Origin of the sequence: Pseudomonas sp. NPDC089547 (genome assembly GCF_050280665.1) — a bacterium.
Taxonomy (GTDB): Bacteria; Pseudomonadota; Gammaproteobacteria; order Pseudomonadales; family Pseudomonadaceae; genus Aquipseudomonas.
The window spans coordinates 231,224-245,862 of sequence record NZ_JBNNVS010000001.1 but is presented as its reverse complement, the minus strand read 5'-3'; the positions used below and the strand labels follow the sequence as shown (position 1 = coordinate 245,862).

Here is a 14,639-nt window from a genome sequence, read left to right as displayed (position 1 = left end):
ATGTAGTAAAAACCACAACATCGCACATAAGTATTACAGACAAGTGGTGCGCCACCCGCACCGACAGTACGATAGACGACTGTGCAAAAAGCCTGCTGCTTCGTCAGCCGGCTGTCTTCCCGACCCAAGGACACACCCATGGACCGCGTGCGAAACCTCCTGGAACAGATCCAGGGACGCCTCGACGAGCTGAACAAGGCCGAACGCAAAGTCGCCGAAGTCATCCTGCTCAACCCGCAACAAGCCACCCGTTTCAGCATCGCTGCACTGGCCCAGGCGGCCAAGGTCAGCGAGCCGACCGTCAACCGCTTCTGCCGCTCCTTCGGCGTCAGCGGCTACCCGGAACTGAAGCTGCAACTGGCCCAGAGCCTGGCCAGCGGCGCCGCTTATGTCAGCCGCGCGGTAGAAGCTGACGATGACCCGGCCGCCTACACCCAGAAGATCTTCGCCAGCGCCATCGCCTCGCTCGACAGCGCCTGCCAGCAGCTCGACCCGCAGCAGGTCAGCCGCGCCGTGGACATGATGATCCAGGCCAGGCAGATCCACTTCTTCGGCCTTGGTGCCTCGGCGCCGGTGGCCCTGGATGCGCAGCACAAGTTCTTCCGCTTCAACCTGGCTGTGTCGGCCCACGCCGATGTGCTGATGCAGCGCATGCTGGCCTCGGTGGCGCATACCGGCGACCTGTTCGTGATCATTTCCTACACCGGGCGCACCCGCGAACTGGTTGAAGTGGCCCGCCTGGCCCGTGAAAACGGTGCCTCGGTGCTGGGCCTGACCGCCGCCGGTTCGCCGCTGGCCAATGCCTGCAGCCTGAGCCTGCACATTCCCTTGCCAGAAGACACCGACATCTACATGCCGATGACCTCGCGAATCATCCAGTTGACCGTGCTCGACGTATTGGCTACCGGCATGACCCTGCGCCGCGGCGTGGACTTCCAGCCGCACCTGCGCAAGATCAAGGAAAGCCTGAACGCCAGCCGCTACCCCATCGAGGACGACGACCTCAACTGAGCCGGTGCGCCTGCAGGCTCAGGTGCGCACGCTGCCCCGGCGCCAGGCTCAGGCCCTCGCCACTGCCGCTGGCGGCCTCGACGCAAATGAAGCGCTGTGTTTCACGGCCTGTCACGCCCATCAGCGGGCGATTGCCGGGGTGCCAGACCACGGTGTCGTCGCTGTCACCGGTATCAATACACAGCTCGCGCTGCCAGGCCGGGTCCTGCAGTTGCACCCGCGGGGTACCCGGGTAAACCTTCTGGCAGCCACCCTTGAGCTTCAGCGCGCCATCTTCACGGCAGGCCTGGCGGTTGAGGCGGTCATAACCTTCGATATCCTCCAGCCCAGACAGCGCTATCTCAGACACGTCACTGATGCGCCAGTAGGCTAGCAGCGCATGGCTCAGCTGGCAGGGTTCGCTGTCCTGATGCTCGGTGCTCAGGCTTAACTCCATGCGGTTGCCCAGCCTTGCATGCAGGTCAACCTGCCAGTCGCACAGGTCCAGCCGCCACTTCAGGGTCACGCCCTGCTCGTCCTCGCGGCTGTCCACCAGCTTCCAGTCCAGCAGCCGCGCCCAGCCATGGGCCGGCCACAAATCCTCACTGGGGTGGCGGCCATACCACGGCCAGCACACCGGCACGCCACCACGGATCGCCCCCACCTGCGGCCACTGCTCGGCGCACCACAGCCAGGGCCGTTCGCCCGCTGGCTGAAAATGCAGCAGTTGTGCCCCCTGGCGGCTGAAGACCGCCTGGCAACGGGGATGATCGATGATCAGCACATCGCGCTGCTGGTAACGCTCCCACTCGAATACAGGCCTTGGCCGCTGCGAGGAAAAGAAGCGATGGAGCGGATGTTCGGGCATGGTTCAGAGCTCTTGTTGTTTGAGATAGCGCTGTCTCGGCCTATCCCCGACACCCACTGCAGGCCAGTGGGTGCCGGGAACCGAAAAGGGATTGGCGTAAATTTACAACAAATGCCCTCAGAATGACGACTGAATCTTCAACCCCGCGACCAGCGCGTTGTCCACCTCGTCCACCCCGCCGGGGCTCTTGATGTATTGCAGGTTGGGCCGCACGGTCAGCCAGTTGGTGACGTGGAAGCCGTAGTAGAGCTCGGCGTTGTACTCGGTGCGCTGCAGCGGCACGAAGCCTGGGTTGTCGTAATCGTTGATACCGCTTTGGGCATTGAGCAGTTCAGCGCGCTTCTTCACGTCGTCATTCACATGAATACGCGCCACACCAAAGCCGATGTCATCCTTGGGTCGGGCATCGAAGGCGCCTTTGTAGACCAGCCCCACCTGCTGGTAGTTGTCGACCACGTTGGTGGCCTTGTCATGCACGGTGAAGTTGGCGAACAGGCTGAGGCCGCGGTTGACGTCACCCGCATGCGCAGTGACCTGCTGCTGCGCCACCACCCACCAGCCATGCTTGCTGGAATGCGACTTGAAGGCCCCGCCGCTCAATGCCTGCGGGTTGCCGTTGACGTCGTCGAACACATCGTCGGCCTTGGCGGTGCTGTAGTAGTAACCCAGGCGGTATTCGCCCGGCAGGCCGTTGACCTTGGGCGACCACACCGCCTCCACCGGCAGGATCGCGCCTTTGGTGCCGCTGCCGCTGAGCTTGAAGCCGTTTCCGGTTTCCAGGTTGGAGGGGTTCTGCTCGAAGGCGCCGACCTGGACGAAGAATTCCGGTGTGATGTTGTACTTCACCCGCAGCGCCCACTGGCTGACCGGCCAGTTGTACCAGATGCCACCGACCCAGTTGCCCACCTGGGAACCGCAGAAGGCCAGGTTCTGGAAGTCGCAGGGGAAGCTGTTGAAGTCCTCACCCTCGCCGAAGCGGCCAAATTTTACGTCCAGGGCGCCGTCGAAGTACTTCTGCTTGATCCACATCTGGGTCAGGCGCCAGGTCTGGCCACGGCCCCACACTTCCTGCACCGAGCTGAACTGCCCGGCGCGCGGGTCGCTGATGCGGTCGTTGGACAGGTTACGGCCGCTGCGCTCGGTAATCGCCAGCTTGAATTCGGCATCGTGCCAGCCAAGAATCTTCTGCAAGTCCAGGTGCGCGCCAAGGGCGAACTGGTCGCTGTAGCGCGCAGTCTTGTCGTTGTTGTAGCCGCCGTGCAGGTTACCGGCCACCTCGCCTACGTAGTCGAGGGTAAAGTCATAGCCCTTCTCCAGCAGCTCGGTACGGGTGCCGCCCCAATCTCCGGTCATCCATTTTGATTCGCTGGAAAAGGCTTCGGCAGCCTGCGCGCCACTGCTGCCGACAACGGCGAGCAAAGCCAGCGAGCCCAATGTCCTGATGCGTTTGCGCTGTTCCATCCCTTTGCGTCCTCTTTTTTCTTATTGATGGTGTAGACGAGTCAACGGCCTTTGAAGTGAGCCACGTTGTCCTTTGCGGTTGCCGCAGTGCTTGCCAGGTGCAGGCGTTCGCCGCTTGCGGCGTCGAACAGCAGCACCCGGGCAGGATCGAATTGCAGGTTGAGGGTGTCGCCCACCCGGCACGCCACATCCGGCGCCAGCCGGCAACACACCTTGGTCTGGTTGAGGGTGACAAATACCAGCAGGTCGGGCCCGGTGGGTTCGGTCACCTGCACCTCGGCGCGGATGCCTGGCAGGCCGTTACCCTCCGCGGCACCCAGGGCGATCTGTTCAGGGCGGATGCCGAGAATGATCTCGCGACCGTCCAGCTCTTCACCGGCTACGCCCAAGGGCAGCTCGCAACGCGCCTGGCCACTGTCGAGCACGGCCAGCAAGCGCCCTTCCTGCCGGGCGAGGCGCACCGGGACGAAGTTCATTGGCGGCGAACCGATGAAGCTGGCGACAAACTGGTTGGCCGGGTCGTTGTAGATCTGCTGCGGCGTACCGAACTGCTGGATGATGCCGTCCTTCATCACCGCCACTTTGTCGCCCAGGGTCATGGCCTCGATCTGGTCGTGGGTGACGTACACGGTGGTGGTCTTCAGGCGCTGGTGCATCAGTTTCATTTCGGTGCGCATCTCGACCCGCAGCTTGGCATCGAGGTTGGACAGCGGCTCATCGAACAGGTAGATCTTCGGCCGCCGCGCCAGCGCCCGCCCCATGGCCACCCGTTGCTGCTGGCCACCGGACAGCTGCGCCGGCTTGCGCGCCAACAGGTGTTCGATCTGCAGCAGCTTGGCCACCCGCGCCACCTCTTCGTCGATGGCCGCCTGGGGCAGTTTGCGGATCTTCAGGCCAAACTCGATGTTCTCGCGCACGCTCATGGTCGGGTACAGCGCGTAGGACTGGAACACCATGGCGATGTCGCGGTCCTTGGGGCTCATGCCGCTGACATCCTGGTCGTCGATGAGGATCGCGCCGCCGGTAATCTGCTCAAGGCCGGCGATGCAGTTCATCAAGGTCGATTTGCCGCAACCGGAAGGCCCAACCAGGATCAGGAACTCGCCATCCTTGATCGACAGCTGGATGTCCTTGAGGGTGTCCGGCAGGCCGCTGCCGTAGGTCTTGTTCACATTGCGAAGTTCGAGCGTTGCCATGACTTACCCCTTGACCGCGCCGGCCGTCAGCCCGCGGACGAAATATTTGCCTGCTACCACGTAGACCAGCAGGGTTGGCAGGCCAGCGATCATCGCCGCCGCCATGTCGACGTTGTATTCCTTGGCCCCGGTGCTGGTGTTGACCAGATTGTTCAGCGCCACGGTGATCGGTTGTGAGTCGCCACTGGAGAACACCACGCCGAACAGGAAGTCGTTCCAGATCTGGGTGAACTGCCAGATCAGGCAAACCATGATGATGGGCGTGGACATCGGCAGGATGATGCGGCGGAAAATGGTGAAAAACCCGGCACCGTCCAGGCGCGCGGCCTTCACCAGCGCATCGGGGATGCTCACGTAGAAGTTGCGGAAAAACAGTGTGGTAAAGGCCAGCCCGTAGACCACATGCACCAGCACCAGGCCGCCGGTGGTGCTGGCCAGGCCAAGCTTGCCGAGGGTGAACGAGGCCGGCAGCAGCACGGTCTGGAACGGCAGGAAGCAGCCGAACAGCAGCAGGCCGAAGAACAGCTGCGAGCCACGAAAACGCCACATCGACAGCACATAGCCGTTCAACGCGCCGATGGCGGTGGAGATCAATACCGCTGGCACGGTGATCATGATCGAGTTCCAGAAGTACCCGCTGACCGTGCCCCAGGCCTTGATCCAGCCAATGCCGGTAATCACCTGCGGCCAACTCAGCAGGTTGCCGGTGCTGATGTCTTCCGGGCTCTTGAAGCTGGTCAGCAGCATCACCACCAGCGGCACCAGGTACAACAGCACCGCAGCCAGCAATACGGCGTGGATGGCGATGCGGCTCGCGCTCAGCGGCGCCTTGTTGGCAGGGCTATGCATGGCGTTTGCTCCGCAGCTCCGAGTACAGGTAAGGCACGAGGATCGCCAGGATCGCCCCGAGCATGAGGATGGCGCTGGCCGAGCCCATGCCCATCTGGCCGCGGCTGAAGGTAAACGAGTACATGAACATGGCCGGCAAGTCGGACGAATAGCCCGGGCCGCCTGCGGTCATTGCTGCCACCAGGTCGAAGCTCTTGATGGCAATGTGCGAAAGGATCATCAGCGCACTGAAGAACACCGGGCGCAGGCTGGGCAGCACCACGGTCCAGTAGATGCGTGGCAGGCTGGCACCATCCATCTGCGCCGCGCGGATGATCGACGGGTCGACACCACGCAGGCCGGCCAGGAACATCGCCATGATGAAGCCCGAGGCCTGCCACACGGCAGCGATCACCAGGCAATACACCACCCGGTCAGGGTCGATCAGCCAGTCCAGGCGAAAGCCCTCCCAGCCCCAGTCGCGCAGCAGCTTGTCCAGCCCCATGCCGGGGTTGAGCAGCCACTTCCAGGCGGTGCCGGTCACGATCATCGACAGTGCCATGGGGTACAGGTAAATCGTGCGGATGAAGCCTTCGCGGCGCATGCGCTGGTCCAGCAGCACCGCCAGCAACACGCCAATAGCCAGGCTGATGGCGATGAACAGGCCGCCGAACAGCAGCAGGTTCTTGCTGGCCACCCACCAGCGGTCGTTGTCGAACAGCCGGGCGTATTGCGCAAGGCCGGCCCATTTGTAGGTGGGCAGGAAGGTCGAGGTAGTGAAAGACAGCACGAAGGTCCAGAGGATGTAGCCGTAGAAGCCCACCAGGACGATGAACATGCTCGGCGCAAGCACCAGTTTGGGCAGCCAGCGCTGAAGCGCGTCCAGGGGTGAGGCCCGCAGTTGGGCGGTTGTAGTGGTCATGGTTCACCTCAAAGGCGCCGCACCCCCCTGTAGGAGCGGCCTTGTGTCGCGATGGGCTGCAAAGCAGCCCCAAGGACTTGAGCCAACACCTACCTGAAAGATCGAGTGCGCAGGTTCTGGGGCTGCTGCGCAGCCCATCGCGACGCAAGGCCGCTCCTACAACGGGATTGCGTCAGCCCTTACTGGGCAGCCTTGATCGCCGCCGCCAGTTTCTTCGCCGCATCGGCCGGGTCGGCCTTGGGGTCGTTGATGTAGTTGGTTACCACATCGAAGAACGCACCCTGCACGGCCAGCGTGGTGGCCATGTTGTGCGCCATGCTTGGCTGCAGGCCACCGGTTTTGGCATCGGCAAGGAAGTCCTTGGCGGAGGTTTGCGCGCAGGCATCGAAACCATACTTGCCCATGTCGGCAAGCATGTCGTTACGCACCGGGATCGAGCCTTTGTTAGTGCTGAAGACTTTCTGGAAGTCCTCACCCAGCACCTTGCGCGCGATGTCCTGCTGGCCGGCGGAGGTGCCAGCGTTGTTCTGCTTGAACACCACCAGCGAGTCGATGTTGTACAGGAAGGCCTTGTCGGTACCGGGGAACGGCACGCACTGGTAATCCTTGCCGGCGGTTTTCTTCGCCAGGGTCCATTCGCTCTTGGCCCAGTCTCCCATGATCTGCATGCCGGCCTTGCCGTTGATGACCTTGGCGGCTTCCAGGTTCCAGTCCTGGCCCTTGCCATCCGGGTCCATGTAGGTGGCGACCTTTTTCAGTTCGGTCAGCGCCTTGACCATCTGCGGGCCGGTCAGGGTCGCGCTGTCGAGGTCGACCATGGCCTTCTTGTAACCGTCGGCCCCCATCACGGCCAGCACCACGCTTTCGAACACCGTGCTGTCTTGCCATGGCTGGCCGCCATGGGCAAGCGGGATGAAGCCGGCGGCCTTGAGCTTGTCGGCGGCTGCATAGAATTCGTCGAGGCTGGCGGGCGCCTTTTCGATGCCGGCTTTCTTGAAGACTTCGGGGTTGATCCATAGCCAGTTGATGCGGTGGATGTTCACCGGTACGGCAACGTAGTCACCGTCGTACTTCACGGTGTCAGCGACCTTCTTGTCGAGTAGCGAGTCCCACTTCTCTTCCTTGGCCACGCCCTTGAGAACATCGGCGTCGAGTAGGCCGGTGGCCGCCCAGTCCTGGATGTCCGGGCCTTTGATCTGCGCGACACCCGGCGGGTTGCCGGCCACGGCGCGGCTCTTGAGCACGGTCATGGCCGTGGCACCGCCGCCACCGGCAACGGCGCCGTCCTTCCAGGTGAAGCCGTCTTTTTCGACCTGTGCCTTGAGCACATCGACGGCCGCTTTTTCACCGCCAGAAGTCCACCAGTGCACCACTTCGACACTGCCTTGGGATTCGGCAGCCTGGGCACCGAGCGGCAGTAGAGAGGCCAGGGATATGGCGGCAGCGAGACGGAGCGTGGAATTCATCGAAGCACCTTTCTTGTTGTTATGCCGTGCAAGTCGATCGCTTGCGTTGCATGGAGTCTAAACAGCGTGCCCGCCTCGTCAGGTAACGAAGCGATGCGTGAATGTCATCATCTGGTTACATTGCCGGCCAGGTTGCTGGCCAGGCTGGGGGCAAGTGGCAGGCCCGGCAGCAGCAGCGCCTGATAGGCGTGATAGAGGTCTGGCTTGCCGGGCCAGATGGTCCCGGCTGGCCGGGTGCGGGCATCGAGTTCGTGGTGCCAGCTGCCACCGACGGCGTCGATGAAGTGGTTGGCGATAAAGCCCCAGCAGTTGCGGTACCACTGCTCGTACTGCGCCTCGCCAGTACGCTGCAACAGGGCTGCGGCGGCGGCGCAGGCTTCCGCATGCACCCAGTGCAAACGCGCATGCACGACAGGGCGATCGGCCCAGTCCAGGGTGTAGACGAAACCCGGTTCGCCATCGGCGTTCCATGCCTGCTGGCAGGCTGTGTTGAACAAGGCGCGGGCACACCTTTGCAGCCATTGCGGAGCCTGAAGGCCAGCCTGCTCGAGACTGGCCTCCAGGTGCAGCAGCAACCGTGCCCATTCCAGGGCATGCCCGGGCGTGGTGCCATACGGCCGGAAGTGGTCGGCGGGGTGTTCGTGGTTGTAATCCGGCAGCGGCTGCCAATGGGCGTCGAAATGCTCGATGACCCGATAACCGTTGGCAGCGGAATGGCTATGGATGATGCGTTCGGCAATACGCAAGGCGCGTTGCAGCCACAGGCTGTTGCCAGTGACGTCTGCCAGGGCCAGGAATGCCTCGGTCGCGTGCATGTTGCTGTTGGCGCCACGGTACGGCTCAGGTAGCTGCCAGGCGCGGGAGAAGGCCTCTTGAAGGGCACCTTCGGCTTCGCTCCAGAAGCGCGTTTCGATCACCTGCGTCGCGTCGTCCAGCAATGCGTGGGCGTCGGCTACGTCGGCCACCACTGCCGAGCTGGCAGCCAGGGCGACGAAGGCATGCAGGTAGGCGACCTTGCCGCTGTCTTCCTGCCCCCCGGGGTGGGCGAACCAGCCGCCGTAGCTGGCGTCCTGCATGGCACCGCGCAAGGCGGCCACGCCGTGTTCGGCATACGCCAGGCAACCGGGGATGCCCTGCAGGTGGGCCAGGGCGAAACAGTGGGTCATGCGCGCGGTGTTCATGGTTTCGGCGCGGGCGCCGGGGGCGAGTTGCCCGTTGGCGTCGAGGTTGCCGAAGCCGTCAGGCAGTTTCGCGGCCTTGGCGAAATCCAGCAGGCGCTGTGCTTCGGCCCGGCGCCAGGCGGTGTGGGCCGGGGCGTTGAGCCAGCTGGTGGCAGGCAGATTGAGGGTGTTCATGGGCCAGCTTGATCCTTGCCAGTCGTTTGCGAATTCTAGCCAGCGGGGTTTTGGTGGATGTCACGAAGGAGGATGGGATTGTCACTGGGCAGTGACATTTGTGTTGCCTGTGCCGGCCTCTTCGCGGGCGCGCCCGCTCCCACAGGTACGGCGTGATCCCTGTGGGAGCGGGCTTGCCCGCGAAGAGGCCGGTACAGGCAGTACAAAATCTCAGTCCATACCCCGCGGCAGGTACAAGGTCACCCGTAACCCGCCCTCACGCAGGTTCAGCAAGCTCACCTCGCCACCATGGCTATGGGCTATGTTGCGCGCAATGCCCAACCCCAGCCCATACCCTTGCTGCTGCCCGGCCAGGCGGAAATGCGGCTCGAACACCTGCTCCAGCTGCTGCTGCGGCACCCCCGGCCCCTGGTCATCCACCTGCAGCACAAAGCCCTCGGCACTGTCGATGATGCGCAGCCGCGCCCGCTCGCCGTACTTGATGGCGTTGTCGATCAGGTTGCCGATGCAGCGCCGCAGCGCCAACGGCTTGCCCGGGTACGGTGCCAGCGCCCGGCCATCGACGGTGATGCGACCATCCCCCAGGTAAGGCTCAGCCAGGATCTCCAGCACCTGGTTGAGGTCAACCGGCTCGATGTTTTCGTGGATGTCGGTGTCCTTCACGCACTGCAACGCGCCCTTGACCAGCAGCTCCAGCTCGTCCAGATCCTGGCTGAACTTGGCCTGCAGCCGTTCGTCCTCCAGCAGTTCGACCCGCAGCCGCAACCGGGTGATCGGTGTTCGCAGGTCGTGGGAAATGGCGCTGAACAGCTGGCTGCGTTCGGTCAGGTAGCGGCTGATGCGCTCGCGCATGCTGTTGAACGCCCGGCTAACCTCAACCACTTCGCTGCCGCCACCTTCCGCCAGCGGCGCCACATCGGCACCCAGCGACATCTCCCGCGCAGCCCGCGCCAGGCGCTTGAGTGGCCAACTTTGCCAATGCACCAGCAGGCCGATGAACAACAGCAGCAAGGCGGTGGTGAGCACGATGAAACCGATCTGCTGCCGGGGCAGGCGTTCGGCCTCAAGGCTGGTGTAAGGCTCGGGCAGCAGCGAAGCGATGTACAACCACTCGCCTTCGCCCAGGCGGATTTGCGTTACCAGCACCGGCGGGTTCAGCGGCTCCAGGGTCAGTGAGTAATGCGCCCAGGAGCGTGGCAGTTCGTCGAGTTTCAGACCGCTGTTGAAAATGCGCAGGTCGTCAGGGCTGACGAACTCCACGGAAATTTCCATCTGCGACCCCAGGCGCTCGTGCAGCACCTGCTGGAACACATCGATCACCGCCTGCTTGCGCGGGGTGACGGGCAGTACCTGCATGTCCAGCGGCGTGGCGTTGAGCGACACGAAAAAGCGCGTGCCGCCCATGCTGCGCAACTGGTCGAGCACCAGCGGCCGGTAAGCCACCGGCAACGAGCGGAAGTAGCTGACGCTGGCGCTCATCGAATGGGCCAGGCTGCTGGCACTGGCACGCAGCCCCTGCAACTGGCTGGCGCGCAGTTGAGAAACCCAGATGATGCTGGACAAGCCCTGGGCCAGCAGCACCACCAGCAGGGTCAGCAGCAGCATGCGCCCCAGCAACGAGCGCGGCAGCAGGCGCCAATGGCGCTCAGGGCGCACTGCAGACATGCGCCGCCAACAGATAGCCACTGCCGCGCACGGTGCGGATCAGCCGGGGTGGTTTGTCGGTGTCACGCAGGCGCTGGCGCAGGCGGCTGACACCCATGTCGACGATGCGGTCCAGCGGCATCGGCTCGCGGCCGCGGGTGGCGTTGCCGATGGTGTCACGGTCAAGAATCTGCTGCGGGTGGTCGAGGAACAGTTTGAGCAGGGCGAAATCGGCACCAGACAGCACCACCTCTTCGCCATCACGGTGGAACAGCCGGTGACTGACCGTGTCCAGGCGCCAGTCGTCGAAGGCCAGTACCGCATTGCCCGGCGCCGCCTGGCCAAATTCGGCGCGACGCAGCAGGGCCTTGATACGCGCTTGCAGTTCACGCGGGCTGAAGGGTTTGCCCAGGTAGTCGTCGGCGCCCAGTTCCAGGCCGATGACCCGGTCGGCTTCGTCGGAGCTGGCGGTGAGCATGATGATCGGCACGCGGGCCTGGCGCGGGTGCTGGCGGACCCAGCGGCACAAACTGAAGCCGTCTTCGTCGGGCAGCATGACGTCGAGGATGACCAGGTCGCAGGGGGCGCTTTCCAGCGTGCGGCGAAAGCCGGCGCCATCGGCCTCGGCATGCACCTGGAAGCCGGAGCGGCTCAGGTAGGTTTGCAGCAGCTCGCGGATTTCCTGGTCGTCGTCGACCATCAGGATCGATTTGCCGGCAGTGCTCAAGGTGGTCCTTCCTCTTGTTGGTTACAGGTCTTTTTGCCTGTTGTCCGGTGTTGCCTTCTGGGGCTGCTTCGCAGCCCATCGCGACGCAAGGCCGCTCCCACATTGATCGGCGTACACAGGCCCCTGTGGGAGCGGCCTTGTGTCGCGATGGGCCGCAAAGCGGCCCCCTTCAACTATCCGTGATCCAGCGCCTGCTGCAAGGCCACACCAGCGCCCAGCAACCCGGAAAACTCCGCCGTTACCAGCCACACCGGCACGCCAGCGAAATAGCCACTCATGCAACCCTTGTCGGCAAAGCTTGTGGCAAACCCGCTGCGCAAAAACAGCTCGGCGAATCTCGGGATCACCCCGCCGACAATATAGACCCCGCCTCGGGCCCCCAGCGTGAGTACATTGTTACCAGCGACTCTCCCAAGGAACCGACAGAACTGCTCGACCACCGCCAGCGCCCGCGGCTCGCCGCCCAGCGCGGCATCGGTGATTTGCGCAGGGGAAGTGTGCCGGGGTGTGTCGCCATCCAGCGCGCAGATGGCCTGATACAGCCGCACCAGGCCCCCACCACTGAGCACGGTCTCGGCACTGACATGGCCGATCTGCCCGTGGATCTGCTGGTGGATTGCCGCTTCGCGGGCATTGCCCACCGGCAGGTCGACATGCCCGCCCTCCCCCGGCAAGGCCTGCCAGTGCTGCTCGCCCAGGCGCAGCAGCGAACCCACACCCAGGCCAGTGCCTGGCCCTATCACCAGCGCCGGCCGTAACGGGTCGGCCTGGCCGGGACAGACTTCACGAAACTCACCTTCGCGCAGGCGGGTCATGCCCAGCGCCATGGCGGTGAAGTCGTTGATCAGCAACAGCCGCTCGACCTGCAAGGTCTTGCAGAAGGCCGTGCGGCTCAGGCGCCAGTGGTTATTGGTAAAGCGGAACTCATCGCCATCGACCGGCCCGGCCACCGCCAGGCACACTGCCGCCAAGCCGCCGCGGGCGATGCCCTGGCCGTACAGGTAGGCCTCGATGGCCTGCTCCGGGCTGGTGTAGTCTGCGGTGGCGAACACCTTTACCTCGTGCAGCTGGTTGTTTCGCCACAACGCAAAACGGGCATTGGTGCCGCCGATGTCGCCAACCAGCAGGTCTTTCATTTGAGGTGCTCCAGGCCAGAGGTAAAGGCACTGGCGCCCTGCTCTGCCGGGCTGAACGCCATGCGCATGAAGCCGAAAAGCTCGCGCCCGCAGCCCAGGTCGTTGCCCTGAGGGGCTGGCGGCAGGTCGCGGCTGGCCAGTTCTTCGGCCGACACCATCACCCGCAGCGTGCCTTCGACACCATCGACCCGCACGATATCACCATCGCGCACCCGCGCCAGCGGGCCGCCGTCATACGCTTCGGGGCAAACATGGATGGCCGCCGGGATCTTGCCCGAGGCACCCGACATGCGCCCGTCGGTAACCAGCGCCACTTTGTAGCCCCGGTCTTGCAGCACGCCGAGGAACGGCGTGAGCTTGTGCAGTTCGGGCATGCCGTTGCAGCGCGGGCCCTGGAAGCGCACCACGGCGACAAAGTCACGCTCCAGCTCGCCGGCCTTGAACGCATCTGCCAGCGACTGCTGGTCGTGGAATACCCGCGCCGGGGCTTCGACCACCTGATGCTCGGGGGCGACGGCGGAAACCTTCATCACGCCACGGCCAAGGTTGCCTTCCATCACCCGCAGGCCGCCTTCGGCCGAGAATGGCCGTGCCACCGGGCGCAGGATGCTTTCGTCCAGGCTCTGCTGCGGCCCTTCACGCCACACCAGCTTGCCGTTGTCGAGGAACGGTTCCCGGGTGTAGCGGCGCAGGCCATGGCCGGCCACTGTGTTGACGTCTTCGTGCAGCAGCCCGGCATCCAGCAGCTCGCGGATCAGGAAGGCCATGCCGCCAGCGGCCTGGAAGTGGTTGATGTCGGCCTTGCCGTTGGGGTACACGTGCGACAGGGTCGGCACCACTTCGGACAGGTCGGCCATGTCTTGCCAGGTGAGCTGGATACCGGCCGCCTGCGCAATCGCCGGAATGTGCAGGGTGTGGTTGGTCGAACCGCCCGTGGCGTGCAGGGCGACGATGGAGTTTACCAACGCTTTCTCGTCGACGATTTCGCCCAGCGGCATGAAGCTGCCACTGGCCTTGGTCATGCGCGTGACCTGCTGCGCGGCCTCGGCGGTAAGCGCATCGCGCAACGGCGTGTACGGGTTTACGAACGAAGCGCCCGGCAGATGCAGGCCCATCACTTCCATCACCAACTGGTTGGTGTTGGCGGTGCCGTAGAAGGTGCAGGTACCCGGGCTGTGATAGGAGTTCATCTCCGACTCCAGCAACTCTTCACGGCTGGCCTTGCCTTCGGCATAGCGCTGGCGCACGTCGGCCTTCTGCTTGTTGGAGATACCGGAAACCATCGGCCCGCCCGGGACAAAAATTGTCGGCAAGTGGCCAAAGCGCAGTGCGCCCATCATCAGCCCCGGAACGATCTTGTCGCAGATACCCAGCATAAGCGCGGCGTCGAACATGTTGTGCGACAGCGCTACCGCAGTAGACATGGCAATGACTTCGCGGCTGGCGATGGCCAGCTCCATGCCCGGCTCGCCCTGGGTCACGCCATCGCACATGGCCGGCACACCACCGGCGAACTGGCCGACCGAGCCGACCTCGCGCAGGGCCTGCTTGATCTGTTCGGGGAAGTGCAGGTACGGCTGGTGGGCAGACAGCATGTCGTTGTAGGCCGAGACGATGGCTACGTTGGCCGCATTCATCAGGCGCAGGGTCTGTTTGTCCTCGCTGCCGCAACCGGCCACGCCATGGGCGAAGTTGGCGCATTGCAGGCTGGCACGCATGGGGCCGTCACTGGCCGCGCCGCGAATCAGCTGCAGGTAGCGTTCGCGGGTGGCACGGCTGCGTTCGACCAGCCGCTGGGTGACCTCAAGGATGCGCGGATGCATGTACTGGACTCCAGGCTAATTGTAAGGGCGGTTTACCGGGCATTTCCCCTCCAAACGATTGCGGCCTAGGCTCAAGGTAAGGAGCCCGCTGCATCGGTGGAGGCACATCGCCCAACCACTCGTTGTATGTTTAAACAAAATACTGCCACTAAAAAGGCTTGTTTTCTATCAGCCAGTGAATAATCTTGTAATTCCAACAACAAAACCGTTTCAGTGAGGCTCC

General features: G+C 63.8%; 12 protein-coding genes. 1 reads left to right on the top strand and 11 read right to left on the bottom strand.

Annotated elements, in window-relative coordinates:
- Positions 1–147 precede the first annotated feature (147 nt).
- Positions 148–1,011, top strand: a complete 864-nt coding sequence (gene hexR / locus ACQKPZ_RS01060; RefSeq protein WP_061405576.1) for a DNA-binding transcriptional regulator HexR — start codon at positions 148–150, stop codon at positions 1,009–1,011.
- On the opposite strand, the gene ACQKPZ_RS01055 is transcribed toward hexR, so the two are convergent.
- The 11 genes from ACQKPZ_RS01055 to edd form a co-directional block, all read right to left on the bottom strand.
- Positions 1,004–1,858 (bottom strand): D-hexose-6-phosphate mutarotase, encoded by an 855-nt coding sequence (locus ACQKPZ_RS01055; RefSeq protein WP_427535022.1) that lies wholly within the window; start codon positions 1,856–1,858, stop codon positions 1,004–1,006. The genes hexR and ACQKPZ_RS01055 overlap by 8 nt on opposite strands.
- A 117-nt stretch (positions 1,859–1,975) precedes the next feature.
- Complete coding sequence (locus ACQKPZ_RS01050) at positions 1,976–3,319, bottom strand: carbohydrate porin (RefSeq protein WP_427535021.1); 1,344 nt, start codon at positions 3,317–3,319, stop codon at positions 1,976–1,978.
- A 41-nt stretch (positions 3,320–3,360) separates the two neighbouring features.
- A complete protein-coding gene (locus tag ACQKPZ_RS01045) occupies positions 3,361–4,515 on the bottom strand; it encodes an ABC transporter ATP-binding protein (protein WP_427535019.1) in 1,155 nt (384 codons plus the stop codon).
- A 3-nt stretch (positions 4,516–4,518) separates the two neighbouring features.
- Positions 4,519–5,364 carry a carbohydrate ABC transporter permease gene (locus ACQKPZ_RS01040; RefSeq protein WP_427535018.1) on the bottom strand — a complete coding sequence of 282 codons (846 nt, stop codon included), beginning with the start codon at positions 5,362–5,364 and terminating at the stop codon, positions 4,519–4,521.
- Positions 5,357–6,265 (bottom strand): carbohydrate ABC transporter permease, encoded by a 909-nt coding sequence (locus ACQKPZ_RS01035; protein WP_427535017.1) that lies wholly within the window; start codon positions 6,263–6,265, stop codon positions 5,357–5,359. The genes ACQKPZ_RS01040 and ACQKPZ_RS01035 overlap by 8 nt, the downstream gene beginning before the upstream one ends.
- A gap of 179 nt (positions 6,266–6,444) precedes the next feature.
- The gene (locus ACQKPZ_RS01030) at positions 6,445–7,731 is read right to left on the bottom strand and encodes an ABC transporter substrate-binding protein (RefSeq protein WP_427535016.1); all 1,287 of its coding nucleotides are present in this window, start codon (positions 7,729–7,731) and stop codon (positions 6,445–6,447) included.
- Positions 7,732–7,838: 107 nt separating this feature from the next.
- Positions 7,839–9,086 carry an AGE family epimerase/isomerase gene (locus ACQKPZ_RS01025; RefSeq protein ID WP_427535015.1) on the bottom strand — a complete coding sequence of 416 codons (1,248 nt, stop codon included), beginning with the start codon at positions 9,084–9,086 and terminating at the stop codon, positions 7,839–7,841.
- A 210-nt stretch (positions 9,087–9,296) separates the two neighbouring features.
- Positions 9,297–10,715 carry an ATP-binding protein gene (locus tag ACQKPZ_RS01020; RefSeq protein ID WP_427535166.1) on the bottom strand — a complete coding sequence of 473 codons (1,419 nt, stop codon included), beginning with the start codon at positions 10,713–10,715 and terminating at the stop codon, positions 9,297–9,299.
- Between the two features lie 16 nt (positions 10,716–10,731).
- Complete coding sequence (gene gltR / locus ACQKPZ_RS01015) at positions 10,732–11,457, bottom strand: two-component system response regulator GltR (RefSeq protein WP_427535014.1); 726 nt, start codon at positions 11,455–11,457, stop codon at positions 10,732–10,734.
- Between the two features lie 173 nt (positions 11,458–11,630).
- Positions 11,631–12,593 carry a glucokinase gene (locus ACQKPZ_RS01010; protein ID WP_427535012.1) on the bottom strand — a complete coding sequence of 321 codons (963 nt, stop codon included), beginning with the start codon at positions 12,591–12,593 and terminating at the stop codon, positions 11,631–11,633.
- Positions 12,590–14,416 carry a phosphogluconate dehydratase gene (gene edd / locus ACQKPZ_RS01005; RefSeq protein ID WP_391124734.1) on the bottom strand — a complete coding sequence of 609 codons (1,827 nt, stop codon included), beginning with the start codon at positions 14,414–14,416 and terminating at the stop codon, positions 12,590–12,592. Before edd ends, ACQKPZ_RS01010 begins: the two co-directional genes overlap by 4 nt.
- Positions 14,417–14,639: the final 223 nt, after the last annotated feature.